This is a genomic window from Vibrio ezurae NBRC 102218 (assembly GCF_000467185.1).
Lineage (GTDB): Bacteria > Pseudomonadota > Gammaproteobacteria > Enterobacterales > Vibrionaceae > Vibrio > Vibrio ezurae.
Window position 1 is genome coordinate 1 of record NZ_BATM01000059.1, and the last position, 19,964, is coordinate 19,964.

Sequence of the window (19,964 nt, forward strand, 5' to 3'; positions counted from 1 at the left end):
GTGATTGGTATTAATGCGTTCGTGCCGTTCTTTTTATGTAAAAAAATAGCCTAGGTTATCCATACCTAGGCTTAGGGGAATGGCTCTGCTTTCAGAGCCTGCGCTAATCGCATTTCTTGATTAAGTTTAGTACACCGCCGCTTTATTGCCATCGAGTGTACTAACAATCATTCTCTTTTCGGTATACCTTGCTGAACTAAAACAGATTATTGTCCCTTACCATTTCTCTTGGTAATCCATTTTTAATTCGATTTCCGACCCATTTACCTAGACCTATTGTGACATTGTCGTAGCGAATTAAGATCTCACCTTTACCGCTAGCGTTTAATGGGCGAATATCACGTCCCATGTACCACTCGCGCGCCTCTTCTATGGTCAAATCAATCGCGTTCTCCTCGACATGTTGACTCATAGCCACAATACCTTGGTGTTGCCAGCGATAGCCTTTCTTATGTGTTTCGGCAAGTTTAATGCCAATACGTTGAAAACGCATTTGATCTAATAGCGGTTCAATTAACGTGGGAAATAGCCACACTTCATTGTCGCGTTGCCACAATGAGAAACGGCTAGGGATTTCGATACCCAGTGTCTTGGTAAGAGTGGACGTGACGTCGTCACAATCTTTTGCTGATAAAGGCTGAAAAGGAAACTTACCTAAACGCTTTTTCACCGACGGTGCAGTAACTGATCCGGTCTTTTTAAATTTAGCAATAAAGAACCCTTCACTGTCATACACTTGAGGGTAAACGTGCAGGTAGCCTTGTTCAGTGATAGAGCGATTCGCACCATCAAATAAATCGTGCAGAGGTTCAATTTCAATGCAATCGCCAAAAGTATCAAGTAGGTGCTGGGCAACTTGCTGATTCTCTTGTTGATTTAAGGTACAAGTTGAATAGACCAAAGTACCATTGGGTTTGAGAGCATGAAACGCACTTTCGATGAGATCTTTTTGAGTGTTTGCGATCTCTTCAATGGACGATAGGCTCCAGTTTTTCATGGCGTCGGCATCTTTGCGTAAAGAGCCTTCGCCTGAGCACGGGGCATCTAACAGTATGGCGTCAAAGGTTTCAGGCAGCCAAGAGCCAAACACGCGTGCATCAAAATTGGTCATGGCCATGTTGCCTATACCACAACGCATTAAGTTGCCAAATAATATTTTGACTCGGCTAGCGGAATATTCATTTGCAACCAATAAGCCTTGCTGACCAAGATGACTGGCAATTTGTGTGGTTTTTGAGCCTGGTGCTGCGGCCATATCCAGTACGCGATAGGCGCTATTGATCTCGAGTCCGTCAAATAGGGCGGTCACAGGCACCATTGAGCTTGCTTCTTGAATGTAAAATAACCCTGCAAGATGCTGGCTGGTGTTGCCAAGTGCTGTGGATGATTCGTCTACATTATCTAGCCAAAAACCTTCTGCGCACCAAGGCACAGGGGTCAGTTCCCAACCCATTGCATTTGCTTGTTGTACAAACTGCTCAACGGATATTTTTAAAGTGTTGACGCGAATACTGCGCTTTAGCGGACGTCGACAAGCTGAAAGTAATTCATCTAATTTTAAGTGGGTTGGCATTTGCTGAGCGATAAGTTCAATAAACTCATCGGGAATGTATACGTTCTGATGCAAGGTGGAATTCCTGTTGAGGGGAGCGAGCAACAGAAGTGTAGCAATGCTAGGCGGTAGAAGAAAGCGCTAAAGGTCGTCCTTTAACGCTTTCTTATTGAAAATGAAGTGTCTTCTATTCAGCAATATGGGATAGCTAAGGTTTAGGTATGACCGTTCGCCATTCTAACCACTCTGGCTCAGCGCTAGCATAAAGATAAAAAGAGCGCTCCGGTTTCGCTATCTTTGCCAGTGTGGCTTGCTCAGGGGTAGAAAAGGCAATACCGCCATACAATAAGCTGTCCACTGTTCCTGCTTTAACTTTTGCACCGCTAAGCCCCACCGAGATATCCAGCCCAGAGACATTCCAAAACTGAGAATTTTCTCGAATTAAGTAAGCATACTCTTGGTCAATATCAATGCTAATAATGACTCTATCAGCCAAATCCCCAAGGCGAACCTCATGGACCTGACCTACGGCTATCTCACGATAGAGTATGGGAGTACCTCTGGATACTGAGCCTTTAACTTTGCTTTGCAAATAGAAGCGTACACTTTGTTGGCCGGGCTTTTGTGGATGCAACGTAAATTGGCGCTGAGTGTCGCTATTTGATGCAGGCTCAACCTCAATACTCGGTATCAGTGCACTGGCTAAGTTCTTCACACCGGATAGGCTAACCTCGGGATTCGTCACCCAAAATGTCGATCCTTTCACTGCGATTTTATCTACATAGGTTGGATAGATGCGCGCCAGAACTTCCACGCCTTGCTGCTCAAAAAGCGGAGAAACTAAGGTGACTTCACCGACATCGACGCCTTGATATTTAATTTTGCTACCTGCGGTAATCGCTGAGTTACTAGATGCATTTAAATGAATGATTTTGCCAAAGTGGCGAGCAGACTCTTGGTCGGGATAAAGCTTGTAATGTTGAGCGCGTTTATTTTCCACGCCTTTGATGCTGTCAAACGCGATGCCACCTTGTAGTAGTCTGGTCAGCGGAGCGGCCTTGACCGAGACGCCAGTCAGACCTGCGTCTATCTCGACACCAGAATGGTTCCAAAATACGGTATCGGCTTTGATCAAATGTTGATATTGGCTATCAAGTTTAATTGATACCTCCATCCCAGACGGCGCTAGCTGATAGTCTAACACTTGCCCTACGATCAAGTTTCGATAGAAAACAGGGCTGCCAACATTGACCGGGGGAAGTTCGCTTGAGAGTAGTTTAAGAATTTTATGCTCAGAGGTACTGTCAAGAGCAAGTTGTGCTAGCGCTTCACTTTCATAAAGTAAGTAATTTGAGCGAATGCCCGATTTACCTTCTCGAATAAAACTGATGCTACCGGCCAACAGATGCTGAATAGGGGGGATGTCAACATTGACCCCAGCGGCATCTAAATTGGCGGATATAGCACTTGAGAAGTAGAAACGATTGTTCAATGCCATTAATTCTCTATATTTAGCGTCAATTAGCACATTGATTTTAACGCCGTCCTCCTGAAGATGTGACGACGTAACGTGGCCGATTTGAATACCTTTATACAGCACCGCAGAGCCACTATCGAGACCAAGGCTATGTTTAGCTAATAATGAAAACGAGACATTGCCACTGTCTTGAATATTTAATTCTTCTTGCTTAACGGCTTTAAAAGAGCGAGATGGCGAGCCTGTACCAGGCAGTAGCGTTAAAAAATTGCCAGTGACGAAGTTGCCTAGGTTATCGATGCCACTGAGTGACAGTGTGGCTTCTTCAAGTAGAAACTGTGAGCCCGAATTTAATAGGTCGTGATAAGCCGGCTCTATAGTGGCTTGAGCCAAAATATCGGCGCGGTCTTTACTTAGCTGAATATGGGTGATTTGCCCAATTTCAATCCCTCGATACACCAACGGCGCGCCCGATGGGTTAATGTTGTTTCCGTCTGGCAGTGTAATGGTGATAGGAATACCGCGACCGGCGGTCGCCAAATCAGGATAGAGTCTAAATTCAGTATCAGCCTCAACATGTTCGCCACGAGCTGGAGAATCTACGGCGATCCCGCCACCAATTAACGCGGCTAGGCTTTCTACACTGACATCGACGCCGTCAAAGCCGACTTTGGCATTAATGCCTGATACGTTCCAAAAGCGGCTTTCACTTGTGATGATGTGTGAGTATTCTTCGTCGATGAGTGCGCGCAGAATCACTGACTTGCCTTCTTGGTCAAGATTGAAACTGTAGATCTCGCCAATAGGGATTTTTCTAAATAAAATCTTTGAGCCCACGTTGACCGAGCCTAAATCTTTACTGCGCAGTGTCAATCTTAGACCTTTGATATTGCCACTGTGCAGATCTTGTGGGGCTTTTGGCAGGGCATTGTAGGACAAAGGCACATTTTGAAAACCTGTGGTCGCACTTTGAATTGCAATGTAATTACCAGACACTAGAGCATCAAGGCCAGAGACGCCGGAAATACTGGCAGTGGGTTTGACTAGCCAAAACTTGGTGTCTTCGCCGAGCAGTTGCTTGGCATTGGGGTATAGCTCTGCGTCAACGTAAATACCATCGAGATCTTCAGCCAGTTCCAGTTTGCGCACCATTCCCACTTCTAGTCCTTGAAAACGTAATGTGGTGCGTCCGGCAATCAAACCTTGTGCGTTGGCAAAGTGAATACGGATATGTTGTCCTGATTCGCTAATGCTTTTATACATTAGCCATCCACCTAACAGTAAGGCGATGATAGGCAGCGCCCAAAGTGGCGAGAGACCCGTCGAACGCTTCACCTTAGGCGGTGGTAACGGAGTATGCGTTGGCTCTGTCATGAAAAAGTATCACCAGTTGATTTTGAATGAGTGGATGGGGTATCGCTATGGTTTTTCCATATTAATTTTGGATTCAGTGCGTCGGCCGCCAGCATGGTAAAAATGACCACAATGCCAAACGCCACAGCCCCATAACCGGGAGTAAAATTCAATATTTGGCCACGATCGACTAATGTAAGCATAATAGACATCACAAAAAGGTCGACCATAGACCACTTACCAATCCATTTAACAATGTAAAACAGCATCATGCGTTGTTTGTGATAAACCGTGCGTTTGAAATGAATGCACAGCAATAAGTAAAAAATGCCTAAAATCTTTGCTACTGGAACGACAATACTGGCAACAAAGATAATTATGGCGATCACTAACATGTCGTTGTTAACCAATGAAATCACGCCTGAGAAAATGGTGTCTTCTAATCGTGCACCATTGGCGAACAGTATGGATATAGGAATGACATTTGCAGGAATGAGAGCGATAGTGGCGACAATTAAAAATGCCCAGGTGGCTTGCAGTGAACGGCTTTCATTGAAGGTGATCGGTTGATGGCAGCGAACACAATGAGATGAGGCAGTTTGTACTAAGTGGCACTGAGGGCAATCCTTAAGCTCCGATAGAATTGACTTAGGTACGTTTGGGCGTACGGTGCACAAATGTTCATCGAACGTTTGCCAATATTTTCTCGGACTAACGCGTATGACCAATGCTAGGCACACTAATTGTAAAACGCCCAACACAGGTAAAGATAAACCGAAAATCAGGTCGCTATAGTCGGTTAGCTTAAAACAGCAAATGGCGATACTGACGATATAGACATCAATCATCATCCAGTGTTTTAAATGATAAACGCCAAACATGCTCCAGCGCATCAGGCTAAAATGATGACGTTTTAGTGCAATATTAGCGGTCACTACACACACACATAGGGTAATAGGGACTAAAAATCCGCAAAAAAGAACCAACAAGCCAACAAAGGTAAATCCTTCATCTATCAGTAGCACTACACCGTCTAATAAAGTGGCATCAATATATTCGCCAAATAAACGGATGGATAAAAACGGAAACATGATCACAGGAATAAAAAGCAGCAAACCGACAACCGACAATGCGACGTCACCTGAGCAGGTATGACGATGACCTCGATACAGTTGTGTATCACAACGAGGGCAGTATGCGTTCTGATTGTCTTCAATGATCGGTGCACCCACGGTCATTCCACAGCCCTGACAAACTCTCAATTCAGAGTTTGAATAGTGTGAATGTTGACGATGTGATGCTTGCTTAGAAGAACACATTGCTAGTTTGTTGACTTATTTTGGCTATTTTTAGTCATAGTGGTTTGGAATCAACGGTTTGTGAGTTAAAGTTCGCAGTATATACGCAATATCAAAAACAGAACTCAACAGAGAGGCGTATATAAAGGTTTGGTTACAATTTCTACATAGGTGATTAAGTGAATATTAAAGACTACCAAAGAGTTACGCAACAAGTTGAAGCATTAATTGGTGATGAAACCAATCTCATCGCAAATCTTGCAAACATCAGTGCGATTCTGAATATGGAATTATCAGATATCAACTGGGTGGGTTTTTATCTAAAAGAAAACGATCAGTTGGTTCTAGGTCCATTCCAAGGTAACCCGGCTTGCATTCGAATTAATTGGGGACAAGGTGTATGTGGCACGGCTGCGTCAACCAATACAGTACAAAGAATTGCTGATGTGCATGCGTTTAAAGGGCATATTGCTTGCGATGCAGCCAGTAATTCAGAAATTGTGATCCCATTTTCAATCAATGGTGAAGTGTACGGCGTATTAGATATCGATAGCCCAAGCTTGGATAGATTTAACGAAATCGACGAGCAAGGCCTAGTATTATTGATGGATATGGTCGAAAAAACGCTCAATAAGGCAATTAACTCTAAGTAAAATAACACTGGGGTGTGGTTTTTACTTGGCATCTCTTTATAATAGCGCAGAATATTATTGAGAATCTCGCGCACAAAGTCGCGTTTAATCAGGAACCCGCATGGAAAACACCGAAAAATTAAAAACCAGCAAAGAAGTGATTGCGTACATTGCTGAATGCTTCCCTAAGTGCTTTACTTTAGAAGGTGAAGCTAAACCTCTGAAAATTGGTATTTTTCAAGATTTAGCTGAACGTTTAAGTGAAGATGCGAAAGTGAGCAAGACTCAACTTAGAGCAGCGCTAAGACAATACACTTCTTCTTGGCGTTACCTACACGGCGTCAAAACTGGTGCGGTACGTGTTGACCTAGATGGCAACGACTGTGGCGTACTAGAACAAGAACATGTGGATCATGCGCAACAAGCTCTTGCTGAAAGCAAAGCTCGCGTAGCAGCTCGCAGAAAAGAGCAAGCTGATAAAGCTCGTGAAGAGCAAAAAGCAAAACGTGCTCAAGCTAAAAAAGCCGCGCCAGCTCGTAAACCTAAACCACGAGTTGAGCAAGCTAAGAAAGCCCCAGTGGAAACACGTGCATTGAACAACGATGAAATCGCTGTTGGTAATAATGTGAATGTGAACATGGGTAAAGGCAACATGGCTGCGACCATCGTTGAAGTCAACAAGGATGATGTGCGAGTGCAACTCAATAATGGCCTACAAATGGTCGTTAAGGCGGAGCATCTTCGCGCCTAAAAGGAGCTTATCCTGCGAATGAAAATGCGTTCAAAGATTACGCTGATTGCGGCTAGCGTTATGCTAGCTGCATCTGCACAGGCTGTTGAAGCTAACTTATCGGTAAAAGATTTACCGGTTCTCACCCCAGAGCTTCAACACCAAACGGCTGCAAAACGAGTCACTTCTCGTTTTACTCGTTCTCACTACAAGCAATTTAAGCTTGATGACCAATTCTCAGCTGAGATATTTGATCGATATCTCAACATGCTAGATTTTAGTCGCAATCTCTTTACTCAAACAGAAGTCGACGGTTTCAAAACAGAGCGCACTCAGCTTGATGAAGCACTCGTTGCCGGTGATAACACCATTGCTTTTGAGCTTTATAACATTGCAATGCGTAAACGCTTTGAACGTTATCGCTACGCGCTTTCTTTACTCGACCACGAAATTAAATTTGATGTGGACGAATCGATAGAGTTAGATCGTAGCAAAGAAGCTTGGCCTGTTGATGAAAAAGAAATTAACGATCTGTGGCGCAAGCGCGTTAAATACGATGCGTTAAACTTAGCACTGACAGATAAAAAATGGCCTGAGATCAAAGAGATACTGACTAAGCGTTATAACAACGCAATGAAACGAATCTCTCAATCTCACAGTGAAGATGTTTTTCAGCTGTATATGAACGCCTTCGCTCGCCAAGTAGACCCGCATACTAGCTATCTATCTCCTCGTAATGCCGATTCATTCCAAGCGGAAATGAACCTTTCCTTAGAAGGGATTGGCGCTGTGTTGCAAATGACCGACGACTATACGGTGATTCGCTCACTTGTTGCTGGTGGACCGGCTGCAAAAAGTAAAGAGTTGCACGATGGCGACCGCATTATTGGCGTAGGTCAAGAAGGCAAAGAGATTGTCGATGTGATTGGTTGGCGTTTAGATGACGTCGTTGAGCTGATCAAAGGCCCTAAAGGCACCAAAGTCATTTTGCAGATTTTGCCTGAAGGTAAAGATGCGAAAAGCCGTGAAGTCACTATTGTTCGTGACAAAGTTCGCTTAGAAGATCGCGCAGTTAAATCTGAAGTGATTGAGAAAGACGGCAAAAAGTTTGGCGTACTTGAAGTGCCTAGCTTCTATGTTGGTTTATCTAAAGATACCGATAAGCTGATCACAGAGCTTAAAGCCAAAAACGTGGATGGTATCATTGTTGATCTGCGTAACAACGGCGGCGGCGCGTTAACCGAAGCAACCGCGTTATCTGGCCTATTTATTACGAGTGGCCCAGTGGTGCAAGTGCGTGACAGCTATGGTCGCATTAATGTGAATTCTGATAACGATAATCTGATCAGTTATGACGGCCCAATGACGGTACTGATTAACCGCTACAGTGCATCCGCCTCTGAAATCTTTGCCGCTGCTATGCAAGACTACGGCCGAGCGATCATTCTTGGTGAGAATTCCTTTGGTAAAGGGACAGTGCAGCAACACCGCTCGTTAAATCATATCTATGATTTGTTCGACAATGAGTTAGGGTATGTGCAATACACAATCCAGAAATTCTATCGAATTAACGGTGGCAGTACCCAAAACAAAGGTGTGATCCCAGATATTCAATATCCAACACCAATTGATCCTGCTGAAACGGGCGAGAGCGTTGAAGACAATGCATTGCCATGGGATAGCATTGAGCCGGCTAAATACAACACAATGACCGACGACACAGCATTGATTACGCAGTTAACGACTCAACATCTACAACGAGTGCAAAACGATATTGAGTTTGGTTTTATCAAAGAAGATATTGCTCGCTATAAAGAAGAAAAAGACGCTAATGATTTGTCTTTGAACTTGAAAACTCGCCAGCAAGAGTCTGATAAGCGTGATCAACAGCGATTGGAGCGAATTAACACTCGCCAAAAATCGCTAGGTGAAAAGGCCTTTAAGTCTTTAGACGATATCCCGAAAGATTATAAAGCGCCAGATGCGTATCTTGATGAGTCAGTCGCCATTATGGTTGATATGCTCGCAGATACTGCAAAAAAATAAGTTTTGCTTTCATAGCGTTAAGATAAAAAAGTGGCCATGTGCCACTTTTTTTATGTCTATAGATTGTCGGCATACGGGAAAAATACTGTGATATAGCTCAAGTTTTTTCGCATATTTACCTAACTCACTCTACGCTTAATAAGTGCGAGTTGATTGGGGATAATGATGAAAAAAGTCTTTTTTGTATTGCTGATAACGCTGTATTGGCCGCTTACCTCCAGTGCGAATACCAATCCAGAAGCGACCTTTGACTACCCGTTTATTCTGGGTGAGTGGTATATTTCTAATGTTGAACCAGACACCAACCAAGATAATTTCCTCGCAATTAGACTGCGCCTGAATTCTAATTATTCGTTTTCTATTGATATACAAAAACGTGATTATTCAATTGAGCACTGGGAAGGGATGTATAACGCCAGTAACGACACCATTATTTTAGGGCTTGATACCAGTACACCTCAGGTCTATAGCTACAAAACCACACATAATCGACTGAATTTAAATGGTATTACATTTCGCAAAGCACTTTCAGCGCCATTGGCTGGTGTGTGGTCAAGTCAGCGCCTAGCGGGTGATGATTTACAAGCAAGTAATGTACAAAAGATAGATTTAATTCTACAGCCTGACTTTGTTTTCATGTCACGCTCAAGTGGCATGAACGGTGAAGAATCCATTAAACGTGGTATCTATTATATTGAAGATGAGCATATCGTATTGCTGTATGAAAATGGCGAAACCCAATCTAGCTATAATCTAAAAGACGATACCTTAACTTTGTTAGGAGCAGGGACGGATATGTACGCTGAATTAGCTAGGGTACGATGAAACAGATTTTATGTATTAAACAAAACGCAACCAAAGGCACCGCGCGGTGTCTTTTTTATGGCGTGACAAAAAAGAGTTGCAGATACAGGCCAGTAGGAGCGCGTTTTGGTCTTAAAATGAGGATAAATACCGCAAATGTAAATCTTTGTGTCAGGGGTTTGTGAATACCGCATCAGAATACTTGTAATTTTGTCCATAAAAATAGAACCTAACCCATTAAGAACTCAATTCAAAGGAAGTACGAATGCAAGATACAGCTTCTGCTCAGCCTGTAGCGAAATATCGTAAAGATTACACAGCGCCTTCTCATACTATCAGCACGCTTGACTTGCTGTTTAAATTGCACAACACCGACACTTTAGTGACTGCTACTTCTCAAGTAACGTCCAATAACGGTGCCACTGAACTTGCACTCGTTGGTGAGCAACTTTCATTGACTGAGGTTCTAGTTGATGGCAAGCCTTGGGCTGACTACGTTAGCACCGATGAAAGTCTGACTATTTCAAACTTGCCAGCAACGTTTGAGTTGACAATTACCACACAAATTAACCCTTCGGCGAATACCGCATTAGAAGGCTTATACTTGTCTGATGGTGCATTCTGTACTCAGTGTGAAGCAGAAGGCTTTAGACGTATTACTTACTTCCTTGATAGACCGGATGTTCTCGCTAAGTACACGACGACCATTGAAGCGGATAAAGCCGAATTTCCGTTCTTATTGAGCAATGGTAACAAATTGGCCCAGGGCGATCTTGAAAACGGTCGCCATTGGGTAAAATGGGAAGACCCACACCCAAAACCAAGCTATCTGTTTGCTTTGGTTGCAGGGGACTTTGATCAACTGACCGATACCTTTACTACGTGTTCAGGCCGTGAAGTCGCGCTTGAGATTTTTGTAGATAAAGGCAATGTCGACCGTGCTCATCACGCGATGCTAAGCCTTAAAAATTCGATGAAATGGGACGAAGAACGCTTTGGTCTTGAATACGACCTTGATATCTACATGATTGTTGCCGTTGATTTCTTCAACATGGGCGCCATGGAGAATAAGGGCCTTAATGTCTTTAACTCGAAGTTTGTATTAGCGGATCAATCAACCGCTACAGATAAAGATTACCTTGGTATTGAAGCGGTTATTGGTCACGAATACTTCCATAACTGGACGGGTAACCGCGTGACTTGTCGTGACTGGTTCCAGTTGAGTCTAAAAGAAGGCCTAACCGTATTTAGAGATCAAGAATTCTCAAGTGACTTAGGTTCTCGCGCTGTAAACCGTATTAACCATGTACGTATTATCCGCGGCCCTCAGTTTGCGGAAGACGCAAGCCCTATGTCTCATCCTATTCGCCCTGAAAAAGTAATTGAGATGAACAACTTCTACACCTTGACTGTGTATGAAAAAGGCAGTGAAGTGATTCGTATGATTCATACGTTACTGGGTGAGCAAGCGTTCCAAGCGGGCATTAAGCTGTACTTTGAACGTCATGACGGCACGGCGGCAACGTGTGATGATTTTGTAGCAGCAATGCAAGATGCATCAGGTGTCGACTTAACGCAATTTAAACTGTGGTATAGCCAATCGGGCACGCCAACAGTCACTGTCGTTGACTCTTATGATGCGCAAAATAAAACCTACACTCTAGATATTTCACAGCGCACTGAACCAACGGCTACTCAACAAGAGAAACACGCTCTGCATATCCCATTTGATGTGGAACTGTATCGTAATGATGGCAGCGTTATTACGCCTATCATTGAAGGTAAAGAGCACTCAACGCTATTACAACTGACCCAAGACTCACAACGTTTTGTTTTTGAGCAAGTGGACGAAGCACCAACACCCTCATTACTGCGTGAATTTACGGCGCCTGTAAAATTAGAATATTCATACACTGAGCAGCAGTTAGTGTTACTCATGAAGTGTGCAACCAATGAAGTGTCTCGCTGGGACGCTGGGCAAACCTTAATGTCCCTTTACATTAAAGAGGCGGTGAGCAACGGCACTGACATTACGTTATCTGATGATGTGCTCAATTCATATAAAGCATTGCTGACAGACACTACATTGGACAGTGCATTTGTGGCTGAAGCATTGACGCTACCGCCACACAGTGAAGTGAGCGGTTGGTTTGATGTGATTGATGTTGATGGCATTTCTAAAGCATTGACCGACCTAAAACTGACTTTGGCGAAAGGGCTTGAAGCTGAACTTGTGAATGCTTATCAATCTTTCACGAGTGAAAGCTACGATATTTCACACCCAAGTATTGCTAAGCGCTCGCTTCGCAATATCTGTTTAAGCTATCTTTCTTGTTTGCCTCAGCACCAAGATCTTGCCAAAGCTCTATTTGACGGTAGTGATAACATGACCGATACGATGGGTGCGATGTCAGCTGCGAACCAATGCGATCTAGCGTGTCGTGAAGCATTAATGACGGCGTACAGTGAACGTTGGGCCCATGACGGGTTAGTGATGGATAAGTGGTTCATGTTGCAAGGTATTAAGCCAAGTGCTGATGCTCTTGAAGGTGTTAAAGCAGCAATGGAACACAGTGCATTTAGCATGCAGAACCCGAACCGTGTTCGTAATCTTATTGGTGCGTTTTTTGCCAATCCATATGGCTTCCATGCTATTGACGGCAGTGGCTATCGTTTTGCCGGTGAAATGCTCGCTCAACTTAACAGCACCAACCCACAAGTCGCGTCACGCTTAATCGATCCTATGTTGAAATTTGCTCGTTACGATGAAACGCGCAAATCATTGATGCGTAAAGAGCTGGAAATCTTGCGTGATACGCCAGATCTTGCAAAAGATTTGTTTGAAAAGGTCGAAGCAGCATTGAAGTAATAGGGTGCTTTATTGAATAAGCCAATGCTTTATGATTGGCACATCAATACCCATATATGAAACCAAAGGCTTAGCATCACGCTAAGCCTTTTTTTGTTCTATATTCAAGGGAAAGATGTCTTTATTAACAGCGCCATCACACATCACGTATTTTTAGAGATAAAGGCTTATTTTTGGTAACTAAAGTGACATAAAAAACCTACAATAGCGCCATAAAGCAGTTTCTTCTGCTTATACCTAGTACGCAAGATACTGGGAGTTGCATAATAATAATACATCTTAGATGGAGTGTACCCTATGAATGCACGTGAACCTTTTGTCCCTGTCTTACTCGAAAAAGTCTATCAACTGATTGAAGATAAAGTCGATTCTGCTCATCAACACGTGGTGACTAAACTCGCTCAGCACCTATTTAGTCATATCTCTCATGACGATCTTATCTCTCGAAATGAATCCGATTTGTATGGAGCGGTAGTGAGCCTATGGCAGCATCTTAAAGAGAAACAACTGAACGAATTATCGGTAAAGGTATTTAACCCATCCTTAAGTCGCAATGGTTGGCAATCTACCCACACAATTGTAGAGATTGTCGTGCCGGATATGGCGTTTATCGTCGACTCACTGAAAATGACACTGTCACGTATGGGGCTAACCTGCCATATCATGTTGCACGGTCCTGCAAAGTTGAACCTTAAACAAGGACAAGTGTTTGATATTAATAATAAAGAGTTAGAAGGGATACTTCAGTCTGTTTTTCACATCGAGGTCGATAGGTTATCTAGTCAGGCACAAATGGATGAGTTGCAGGCCGAGCTTGCTAGTGTAATGAAAGATACCCATTCGGTGGTCAGTGATTGGCAACCGATGAGTGAGGTTCTGAAACAAGTGGTCGCGCAAGTCAATGCTCTAGATAAAATCAAAGGCATTGATAAAAAGCATATTGCTGAATCACTTGAGTTTCTAAACTGGCTTGGTGACCATAACTTTACTTTAATGGGCTATAAAGAGTATCGCCTTATTGAGGACAACGATGAGCTCACATTGCAGCCGACGGCAGAGCCTGGCCTTGGTTTGTTTTCGGATACTCGCCGCGTACGCGCTACCAAACTGTCGAACTTTTCTGAGTCCGCGCGTGAAGAAGCGACGAAGCCTTATATTCTTATTTTAACCAAAGGCAATAGACCCTCACGCATTCATCGACCAGCGTATAACGACTACATTGGTATCAAAACCTTTGATAAGCAGGGCAACGTGATCGGAGAACACCGGTTTACCGGACTGTATACTTCTGCCGTATACAACCAAAGTGTTGATCGCATTCCACTTGTTCGAAATAAAGTTGCACGTATATTACAAGGTAGCGGCTTTTTAGAAGGGTCATATTCCTTTAAGGCGCTACATAACATTTTAGAAACTTACCCGCGTGATGAACTGCTACAAGCCAGTGAAGAGGAGCTGCTTCATATTGGTATGGGCGTTGTACAAATGCAAGATCGAGATATGATCCGCTTGTTTGTGCGCAAAGACCCATTTGGCCGATTCTTAAGCGCCATGGTATACGTCACCAAAGAGCGCTATAACACCGAGCTTCGCCGGCAGACACAGCGCATCTTTAAACGGGCGTTTAACACTGACCAAGAAGTTGAATTTACGACTTATTTTTCAGAGAGTCCGCTCGCGAGAACCCATTATATTGTGCGGGTGGATGATCCAAATATTGATTATGACGTGAAAAGCATCGAGCAAGATCTTATGGAAGCCTCTTCCACTTGGGGAGATCGTCTTAAACAAGCCATAGTATCAAGTCTGGGTGAAAGCCAAGGATTGCCGCTGGCAAAAGGTTATATGGACGCGTTTCCTCGTTCGTATCAAGAAGCGGTATTGCCTAATGCGGCCGTGGCGGATATTGAACGTTTACAGCAGTTAAATGAAGCGAATCCTTTGGGAATGCTGTTCTATCGTCCCCAAGAAGAGTTGATGGATTCAAAAGTCGTTCACTTAAAGCTCTACCATAAAGACTCACCGATACATCTATCCGATGTTATGCCTATGCTGGAAAATTTCGACTTACGCATTATTGGCGAGTCGCCTTATCAAGTAGAAACCAAAAGCGGGCAAACGTATTGGATTTTAGATTTCTCTATGTTGCACAAAGGCAACACAGTTGTCGATTTCAATAAGGTGCGCGATCGTTTCCAACAGGCGTTTGCCGGAGTGTGGCAAGGTCAGTTAGAAAACGATGGTTTCAACCGATTGATTCTTGGCGCAGGGTTAACGGGTGTCGAAACAACGATTTTACGTGCCTATGCTAAATATATGCGTCAAGTGGGCTTTCCGTTTAGCCAACAATACATTGGTGATACGTTAGCCGCGCATCCTAAACTGGCTAACTTTCTGGTGAGCTTATTTGAAAAACGTTTCTTACCAAGCAATCAAGGCGATGAAGCTTCGCAACTGAAAGTGGTTGAAAAAATTAATGCGCAACTTGAAAAAGTCGAAAGCCTTGATGACGATAGAATTGTGCGTCGTTATGTTGAGATGATTCGTGCAACGCTACGCACTAACTACTATCAGTTAACCGAGCAAGGGGAACGCAAACCTTGCTTAGCATTAAAGCTGAGACCGAAAAACATTCCTGAAATACCTAAGCCGGTGCCTGAGTTTGAAATGTTTGTTTATGCGCCAGATGTGGAAGGGGTACATCTTCGCGGCGGTAAAGTGGCTCGCGGCGGATTACGTTGGTCAGACAGACAAGAGGATTTTCGCACCGAAGTGCTTGGCTTGGTTAAAGCGCAACAGGTGAAAAATACGGTGATTTTGCCCGTGGGCGCAAAAGGCGGCTTTGTGTGTAAGAAGCAGCACTTGATGACAGGTCGAGATGAGATTTTTGCCGAAGGTCAGCGTTGTTATCGCAAGTTTATTAGCTCGCTATTGGATGTCGCCGATAACATTGTCGAAGGCGAGTTGGTTCCGCCACCAAATGTTGTGCGCCACGATGAAGACGATTCTTATTTGGTAGTTGCTGCTGATAAGGGCACGGCAACCTTCTCTGATATTGCGAACAGTGTTTCTCAAGAATACAACTTCTGGCTCGGTGATGCGTTCGCCTCTGGCGGATCAAATGGTTACGATCATAAAGTGATGGGCATTACTGCCAAAGGCGGTTGGGAGTCGGTAAAACGCCATTTCCGAGAGCTGGGCATTAATTGCCAAACCACCAACTTTACCGTTGTAGGTGTGGGGGACATGGCTGGAGACGTATTTGGCAATGGCATGTTGTTATCCAAGCACATCTTACTGCAAGCGGCATTTAACCACTTGCATATATTTATCGACCCAAATCCAGATGCAGCGATTTCTTACGCTGAGCGTGAACGTCTGTTTACTACACCACGTACAGGTTGGGATGATTACGATAAGGCATTGATTTCTAAAGGCGGCGGCGTATTCTCGCGCAAAGCTAAATCTGTGACCCTGTCACCTGAAATCAAAGCTATGTTAGGCATAGAGGTTGATGTGTTAGCGCCCAACGACTTGATTAAGCATCTTTTGATGATGCAAGTTGACTTGTTATGGAACGGCGGCATCGGCACCTATGTGAAATCCAGTAAAGAGAGTCACGCCGATGTTGGTGATCGCGCCAACGACATTTTGCGCATTAATGGTAATCAGTTGCGAGCGAAAGTGGTCGGCGAAGGAGGCAACTTAGGCTTAACCCAACTTGGCCGTATCGAATTTGCCTTAAATGGCGGATACGTCAATACCGACTTTATTGATAATGTGGGTGGCGTGGATAGCTCCGACAATGAAGTTAATATTAAGATTTTGCTTAATGGTTTAGTGCAAAACAGTGACCTGACGTTAAAACAGCGCAATGAAATTCTCGATTCAATGGAAGCGGACGTATCAGAGATTGTGTTGCATCATGCCTATTGTCAGTCAGAATCAATCTCTGTCACTGAAGAGCAAGGCATTGTGGGGATGAAAGAGCAGATGCGCTTTATCCATACCATGGAAAAAGCGGGACATCTTGACCGTCAACTTGAATACATTCCCGACGATGAACAGCTTCAAGAGCGTGAAAAGCAGGGTATCGGTCTATCTAGACCTGAGCTCTCAGTGCTGGTGGCGTATGGTAAAATGCTGTTAAAAGAACAACTTGCCACTGATGCTATTGCCCAAGATGCGTATCACGCCAAACAGTTAGTGCAATACTTTCCTGATAGGTTACGCCGTAACTATAAATCTAGCATGGATTCACATCCACTGCGCACCGAGATCATTGCCACTGCATTAGCCAATGATATTGTCAATGAAATGGGATGCAACTTTGTGACTCGTCTGCAAGAAGAGACGGGCGCCAATGTGGTGGATATCGCCAACGCATTTGTCGCTTCCAAAGAGTTGTTCAAATTCTCGGAGGTGTTTAGCAGCATTCGTGAGCACGACAATCGCATAGACGCCAGCTTACAGTATCAGCTGATGATTGTGATTCGTCGTACATTACGCCGTCTCACTCGTTGGATGCTAAGAAATCGCTCCCACAATAGCAGCGTCAAAGAATTGGTGGATCGTTTTAGATCTGATGTAGACGTTATTGTGAGTAAGTTAGATCAATTCTTGGTGCCCGATGAAGTCTTGCAACATCAAACGGTCGCTGATGAATGGATAGCGCAAGGCGTCGATAAAAAACTGGCCAATTATCTGGCGAGGTTGTCTAGCCTGTACTGCTGCTATGATATTTCTTTGGCTGCGAAAGAATGCGCTACGAGCATTGAGCGCACCGCCAAAATGTACTTCTACCTAGGGGATCGCTTATCTCTGCATTGGTTCTTGGATCAAATCAACAATAAGGTGGTGGATAATAATTGGCAGGCACTTGCCAGAGCCGCCTTTAGAGAAGATCTTGACTGGCAACAGCGTCAACTGACAGTGCAAGTGCTTAACTGTGGTTGTGGTGATAATCCAGTAAACGAAGAGACCACCATTGATAACTGGATCAGCAATAACCAGCTAGCATTGCAACGCTGGGAGAACACCTTAAACGAGTTTAAAGTGGGGAATGTGCATGAATTTGCTAAATTTTCTGTCGCATTAAGAGAGTTAATGCTTTTAAACTTGAATTGTGAAGCTACAAAGTAAATAATACAGCCCCGTTTACACGGGGCTTTTTTTATCGGAGGCACAATGCTCTACCGTCTTGCCAGAACTGGCTTATTTCAATTCAACGCCGAAAAGGCGCACGATCTTGCGATCAACTATTTACCTAAATTAACAGGTACACCGTTAGATCTGTTTTATCGTCAAAAATTACCAAATCGTCCAGTCGAATGTATGGGCCTAACGTTTAAAAACCCTGTTGGCTTAGCCGCGGGACTTGATAAGAATGCGGAATGTATTGAAGCATTTGATGCAATGGGTTTTGGCTGCGTAGAAGTAGGGACGGTAACGCCACGTCCTCAACCTGGCAACGATAAACCTCGCATGTTCCGTCTGCTAGAAGCGGAAGGCATTATCAACCGTATGGGTTTCAATAACCTAGGTGTAGATGCTTTAGTGGAAAATGTGAAGAAGGCAAAATTTGATTGTATTCTTGGCATTAACATCGGCAAGAACAAAGACACGCCTATCGAAGAGGGTAACAGCGATTACCTAATTTGTATGGAAAAGGTCTATCAGTACGCTGATTACATTGCGGTAAACATTTCTTCACCGAATACTCCAGATCTGCGTACGCTACAATATGGCGATGCTCTGGATTCACTGCTGGGTGATTTAAAAGCCAAGCAAAAAGAGCTGCATGAGTTACGTGGTAACTATGTACCGCTTGCGTTAAAAATTGCGCCGGATCTTACTGACGATGAAATCGTGCAGATTTGTGATTCTTTGCGTAAACACGCTATTGATGGTGTTATTGCAACGAACACAACACTGGATCGTAGTATTGTTGAAGGCATGAAGCACGCAGAAGAAACCGGCGGTTTAAGCGGTCGTCCTCTGCAACTGCGCAGTACTGAAGTGGTTGCGAAGCTTTATCAGGAACTGGGTGAAGATATTCCGATCATCGGCGTTGGCGGTATCGATTCTTTTGTGTCTGCAAAAGAAAAACTGCAAGCGGGCGCAAAATTGGTTCAAGTCTACTCAGGCTTTATTTTCCATGGACCAAACTTAGTACGCGATATCGTGAAAAACCTGTAATCAAGTTGCAGTAAAACCAATTGTTTAGCGTAAAAAAAGGGGAATCATTTCCCCTTTTTTTTTCGTTTTCTGTTAGTAGAATTATCAGAAAGTAACGTGGACCCCGTAAAACAGGGATGGTGTAGCGTCTTACTTAAACTGAGTTTAAAGACAGGACAGGGTTATGCTTAAGCTAAACGATACATGGAATTGGTACTACGACGAGGAGCAATCCTCGCTAATGCTTGAGATAAGTGAAGAGATGGTATTTCGCTCTAACTTACCTCGTAAAGTGCTTATTGAATCAGCTTTTAAACCACAAAAATTTTCTGTTGAAGATGCGGATATCTACCACGTCTTCCAAGACTCCGTAAAAGGTCTTCCACTTTCGATCCCTCGTCAAGCTGAGCTGGTGCTCAAAGCTGTTGCCGTTAAACGCTTCCATAAGCCTGTACAGCCTAAAAGCTGGTTTTTTGATACTCAGTCCAATGGCTATCAGCCACAGGAAGGGGAGGTTGTGGAGCTGCAGAACGAATACAACACCGGTTACTTTATGGTAGTTGAGAGTTCTGATACCGCCAGTATCGTTGTGTCCGTGAATAGCGAAGACTTCTATTTAACGGGCAGCAAACACCTTTCGTTCTGCCAGCCCATCAAAGTGATGCACGACCGCATGCGTTCAGCCAATGCGCTGTTCTTCCAAGCACAAATACAGATGGTGTCTTAATCTTTCCTCAGCCAGTTTAAAAGGGCAATGGGAAAAGCCAAATTAATGTCGAATAGGCCGTTTTAGTTCATGCTAAAACGGCCTTTTTGTTGCCTGTCATTCGTACTTTTTCGCCGTCTGGACACCACTTCTTCGTGCAATATTCATGCTGTTGACTATACGAATAGCTCACACATTCTTAAAGTTTACGCCAATTAAACATCGTTAGTGTGACATTAGGTGTTGCAAGCGCACATTTTTTACATTCTTTTTTTCCTCAAACCTGTCTTAATTTCATACAAAAGTAGGGGTATTCCCCT

At 43.8% G+C, this 19,964-nt stretch carries 11 protein-coding genes; 8 read left to right on the forward strand and 3 right to left on the reverse strand.

Going from position 1 to position 19,964, the window contains the following annotated elements; translation table 11 throughout:
• Positions 1–196 precede the first annotated feature (196 nt).
• The 3 genes from rsmF to VEZ01S_RS15905 form a co-directional block, all read right to left on the reverse strand.
• Positions 197–1,627, reverse strand: a complete 1,431-nt coding sequence (gene rsmF, locus VEZ01S_RS15895) for a 16S rRNA (cytosine(1407)-C(5))-methyltransferase RsmF (RefSeq protein ID WP_021715073.1) — start codon at positions 1,625–1,627, stop codon at positions 197–199.
• A gap of 133 nt (positions 1,628–1,760) precedes the next feature.
• Positions 1,761–4,403, reverse strand: a complete 2,643-nt coding sequence (locus VEZ01S_RS15900; protein WP_021715074.1) for an MlaD family protein — start codon at positions 4,401–4,403, stop codon at positions 1,761–1,763.
• Complete coding sequence (locus VEZ01S_RS15905; RefSeq protein ID WP_021715075.1) at positions 4,400–5,701, reverse strand: paraquat-inducible protein A; 1,302 nt, start codon at positions 5,699–5,701, stop codon at positions 4,400–4,402. Before VEZ01S_RS15905 ends, VEZ01S_RS15900 begins: the two co-directional genes overlap by 4 nt.
• Before the next feature lie 158 nt (positions 5,702–5,859).
• Here VEZ01S_RS15905 and VEZ01S_RS15910 point away from each other — a divergent pair, with 158 nt between their 5' ends.
• The 8 genes from VEZ01S_RS15910 (at position 5,860) to VEZ01S_RS15945 (ending at position 19,665) form a co-directional block, all read left to right on the forward strand.
• The gene (locus tag VEZ01S_RS15910) at positions 5,860–6,333 is read left to right on the forward strand and encodes a free L-methionine (R)-S-oxide reductase MsrC (protein WP_021715076.1); all 474 of its coding nucleotides are present in this window, start codon (positions 5,860–5,862) and stop codon (positions 6,331–6,333) included.
• Positions 6,334–6,433: 100 nt separating this feature from the next.
• Positions 6,434–7,063: an RNA chaperone ProQ gene (proQ, locus tag VEZ01S_RS15915; protein ID WP_021715077.1), complete on the forward strand. Its 630-nt coding sequence runs from the start codon at positions 6,434–6,436 to the stop codon at positions 7,061–7,063.
• Positions 7,064–7,081: 18 nt separating this feature from the next.
• The gene (gene prc / locus VEZ01S_RS15920) at positions 7,082–9,088 is read left to right on the forward strand and encodes a carboxy terminal-processing peptidase (RefSeq protein WP_021715078.1); all 2,007 of its coding nucleotides are present in this window, start codon (positions 7,082–7,084) and stop codon (positions 9,086–9,088) included.
• Between the two features lie 165 nt (positions 9,089–9,253).
• Positions 9,254–9,913, forward strand: a complete 660-nt coding sequence (locus VEZ01S_RS15925; RefSeq protein ID WP_021715079.1) for a hypothetical protein — start codon at positions 9,254–9,256, stop codon at positions 9,911–9,913.
• A gap of 244 nt (positions 9,914–10,157) precedes the next feature.
• On the forward strand, positions 10,158–12,761 hold the full coding sequence (gene pepN, locus VEZ01S_RS15930) for an aminopeptidase N (RefSeq protein WP_021715080.1): 2,604 nt from the start codon (positions 10,158–10,160) through the stop codon (positions 12,759–12,761).
• Positions 12,762–13,058: 297 nt separating this feature from the next.
• Entirely contained in the window at positions 13,059–17,903 is a 4,845-nt protein-coding gene (locus VEZ01S_RS15935) for an NAD-glutamate dehydrogenase (RefSeq protein WP_021715081.1), read from the forward strand.
• A 45-nt stretch (positions 17,904–17,948) separates the two neighbouring features.
• A complete protein-coding gene (pyrD, locus tag VEZ01S_RS15940) occupies positions 17,949–18,959 on the forward strand; it encodes a quinone-dependent dihydroorotate dehydrogenase (protein WP_021715082.1) in 1,011 nt (336 codons plus the stop codon).
• Positions 18,960–19,122: 163 nt separating this feature from the next.
• On the forward strand, positions 19,123–19,665 hold the full coding sequence (locus tag VEZ01S_RS15945; RefSeq protein ID WP_021715083.1) for a cell division protein ZapC: 543 nt from the start codon (positions 19,123–19,125) through the stop codon (positions 19,663–19,665).
• The last annotated feature ends 299 nt before the right edge of the window (positions 19,666–19,964 follow it).